At 69.1% G+C, this 3,874-nt stretch carries 2 protein-coding genes; both read left to right on the top strand.

The features are described from left to right. Window positions 1–88 precede the first annotated feature (88 nt). Window positions 89–1,366 (top strand): site-specific integrase, encoded by a 1,278-nt coding sequence (locus tag P3H15_RS53200; protein WP_276144699.1) that lies wholly within the window; start codon window positions 89–91, stop codon window positions 1,364–1,366. Then, entirely contained in the window at window positions 1,363–3,819 is a 2,457-nt protein-coding gene (locus P3H15_RS53195) for a site-specific integrase (RefSeq protein ID WP_276144698.1), read from the top strand. Before P3H15_RS53200 ends, P3H15_RS53195 begins: the two co-directional genes overlap by 4 nt. Window positions 3,820–3,874 lie beyond the last annotated feature (55 nt).

Below are 3,874 nucleotides of genomic sequence, written 5' to 3'. Positions count from 1 at the left end.
CTCGAGGACGCCCCGTTGACTGAACTACTGAGGGTGTTTTCCGTGTTCGGCGGACTGATCCCAGGGTGTGTGGTTACGGTTCGGCCTCGTGACTGGAGAAACGGGTATGCCGCGGGATCTGGAGTCGTTGTTTGTGCCGCGGCTGGGGTCGGTCGTGGCCACTGGCGAGGTGTTCGAGCCTTATCGGCTCCTCGACCCCGGTGGCGGCGTCGTCGGACCGGTCGCGGCATTCCTGCGGGAACTGCAGGCGTGCGGTCGCTCGGAGAGCACGCTGCGGTCCTACGGCCTGGACCTGTTGCGTTGGTTCCGGTTTGTGTGGGCGATCGGGGTCGGGTGGGAGCGCGCAACTGCGGTCGAGGCCCGCGATTTCTGCTGCTGGATTCAATTGGTCGACAAGCCATCCGGTGTGTCGTCACGGAGTCGAGGCGACGCTGGGCTGTCAGCGTCGGCCGCGCGGGGACGGATGCCGGTCCCGAACCCGGTGACCGGCAAGCCCGCGCCTGGCGACAGGTACGCGGCGGCGACCGTGGCGCACTGCGAGACGGTGTTGCGCGGTTTCTACGAGTTCCACCTCGAGGCCGGCAGTGGGCCGATGGTCAATCCGTTCCCGCTGGCACGGCACCGCCAGGCCGGGCGGGCGAATGCGCATCACAACCCGATGGAGGTGTTCACGGCCGAACGTCGTGGCCGGTTTCGACCGAGGGTGCCCTCGCGGGTGCCGCGCCAGATCCCGGACGAGATATTTGACGAGCTGTTCGCCCGGCTGGGGTCGCATCGGGATCGGGCGCTGGTGGCGTTCTGGGTCTCGACGGGGGCTCGGGCCTCGGAGCTGTTGGGGGCCACGGTCGCCGACGTCGACCCGGGGCAACAGCTGATCACCGTGATCCGGAAGGGCAGCCGGGCGTTGCAGCAGTTGCCCGCCTCGTCGGACGCGTTCGTGTGGCTGCGGCTATATCAGGTGCAGCTGACCGGTCTGGTGCCGGCCGGTCGGGATCAGCCGTTGTGGTGGACTTTGCGGAAGCCGTTGCGCGCGTTGAACTATCATGCGGCTCGGGCGATGTTCACCCGCGCCAACGAGTCGTTGGGATCGAACTGGACGCTGCACGATCTTCGGCACACGGCAGCCTATCGGATGGCCCGCGACCCACAGATGACGCTGACCGACGTGCAGTGGGTCCTTGGACACGCCCACCTGTCCACCACCCAGCTTTACATCAATGCCCCGGTCGAGGACATGATCGCCGAGGTACTGGCCCACCACGACCGGCGTGCGGCCGGGCCCACGGCGCCACCGGACGGCAGCGGCGAGCGGCTGAGCTACCGCCCCGAATCACTGCGGGTGCTGTTCGGGGGACCGGACCGGTGAGCGCCGCCGCGCAGGTGGGCGAAGTCTCGCAGGCAGGGCTGTATCAGGGAGCCCGGCCCGAAGCCCGGACCGAGGCGGGGTCGTCGAGTGTGCTGGCGGCGCTGCGCCGGTTCCCGCCCCGCCCGCTGCCGGAGAGCTGGCCGGAAACCGTGCAACCCCGGCAGCTGATCGTGGCTCGGCTGCTGACCGAGCCGTTCACCACGGTCTCGGCGGGCCTGCAGCCCGGGCGGCGTCGCGGTCTGATCCGGGTGCTCGACTGGCTCGAGCACCAGCCCGGCGACAGCTGGCAGGACCGGTGGCTCGCCTCGGGCGCCGACGCCGAGGGCAACATGGCCTGGCGGCGGCTGCCCGCCACCGACCGGTCCCGGGCGGACACCGAACACGGCCGGCTCGCGGTGGCCCGGGGGATGTCACTGCTGGTCTGCGGCGACGTGATCCGTCCGAGCCTGGGTTGGCTGATGACACCGAGCACCCCCAGGGATCTGGCCGCCGAGTTCGCCCGCAGCCGCGACGCGGCCGGGTTCGAGAAACTGGCCGTCCTGTGCCGAGGCGCGGGCGTCAACACGCACACCGCTCAGCTCGCGATGCGGCGGATCGCGGCCATCCTTGCCGCCAAGGGAGGGCGGGTCGGCGACATCACCGTCGGCGACTGTCTGGAGCTGCTGCGGGTCGTCGAGGACCAGCAGGCCGGAGCGGCGGCCGGCAGCCCGTACTTCTATCAGCTGCTGCGCGCCGCCGGTGTGCTCGGCGATGGCGCGCCGACGGCGAGGGGCCTGAGGACGCAGGGCCAGCTCAGCTGCGAGCGGCTGATCGACCGCTACGGCATCGACTGCGCGCCGGTGCGTGATCTGCTGGTGGACTACCTGCGTGAACGCCAGCCGGCCCTGGACTACGCCAGCTTGCACAAGCTCTCCTACACCCTGGGCCGTCTGTTCTGGCGGGACCTGGAGATCCACCACCCCGGCATCGCGTCGCTGCGCCTGCCCGCCGAGGTCGCGACCGCCTGGAAGCAGCGCATCGCGACCAAAACGGTCCGTCGGACGATCGACGGACAGCTCACCGCGTGCACCGAGCCGCGGATCAACGCCGCCGACCATTTGATGACGGTGCGCGCCTTCTACCTTGACCTGAGCCAATGGGCCGCCGAGGACCCGTCCCGATGGGGACCGTGGGTGGCGCCGTGCCCGATCCGCGACACCGACGCGGCCGCGCAGAAGAAGAAGCGCTCGCACCGCAAGTCCCGGATGGATCAGCGCACCCGCGAACGCCTGCCGGTGATGCCCGTGCTGGTCGACACCGTCACCAAGGCTCACCACGACGCCGTCGAGCGGCTACAGGCGGCACAGGACACCGAGCTGGGCGCGCTGTTCACCGCCGCGGGTCAGACGCTGCGCCGCTCGGTCACCAGCCACGCCACGGCCGGGAAGACCTGGGCCGAAGACCCCGACACGGGCAAGCGCAGTGATCTCACTCACGAAGAACACCAAGCGTTTTGGACGTGGAGTGCCGTCGAGGTGCTTCGGCACACCGGCGTCCGCATCGAAGAGCTCACCGAACTGTCGCATCACAGCCTGATCCACTACACAGTGCCCGCCACCGGCGAACTCGTTCCGCTGCTGCAGATCGCGCCGTCCAAGACCGACACCGAACGGCTGCTGGTGATCAGCCCGGAACTGGCCGACGTGCTCTCGGCGATCATCACCCGCGTCCGGGACGACACCGGCGCCGTCCCTCTCGTGGTCGCCTACGACTACCACGAACGAGTCTGGAACCCACCGATGCCGCTGCTGTTCCAGCGCCGTCTCGGTGGTGAGCCCCGGCCCATCACCGGGCCCGCGATCCGCACGCTGATCGCCGCCGCCCTTGCCGGCACCGGACTCACCGACGTCAGCGGAGAGCCGCTGCGGTTCGTGCCCCACGACTTCCGCCGGATCCTGATCACTGACGCGATCATGCACGGAATGCCGCCGCATATCGCCCAACTCGTCGCCGGACATCGCGATATCAATGTCACCATGGGCTACAAAGCCGTCTACCCCGAAGAAGTCATCAACAGCCACCGCGCGTTCATCGCCCGACGCCGGGCCCTGCGGCCCAGCGAGGAATACCGCACACCGACCGACGAGGAGTGGGAGGAGTTCCTCGGACACTTCGAACGACGCCGGGTCGCCCTCGGCACCTGCGGACGCTCCTACGCGACACCATGCATCCACGAACACAGCTGCATCCGGTGCCCGCTCCTGCGCCCCGACCCGGACCAGCGGACCAGACTGATCCAGATCCGCGACAATCTCCTCGATCGCATCGCCGAGGCCCACCGCGAACGCTGGCTCGGTGAGGTCGACGCGCTCAACGTCAGCCTCGAAGCCACCCGCAACAAGCTGGCCCAACTCGACACCCTCACCGCTCGGCGCCGCCCCGTCCACATCGGCATGCCCGCCGCCCCCACCTGACAACGAAGACCGCCGCTCAACAGCACAAGTCAAGATCATTTAGTTCAGAGAAGCC

Source organism: Rhodococcus sp. T2V (assembly GCF_029269925.1).
Taxonomy (GTDB): domain Bacteria; phylum Actinomycetota; class Actinomycetes; order Mycobacteriales; family Mycobacteriaceae; genus Rhodococcus_F; species Rhodococcus_F koreensis.
Note: the sequence above shows the minus strand (reverse complement) of the source record. Positions and strands in the feature narration are given on the sequence as shown.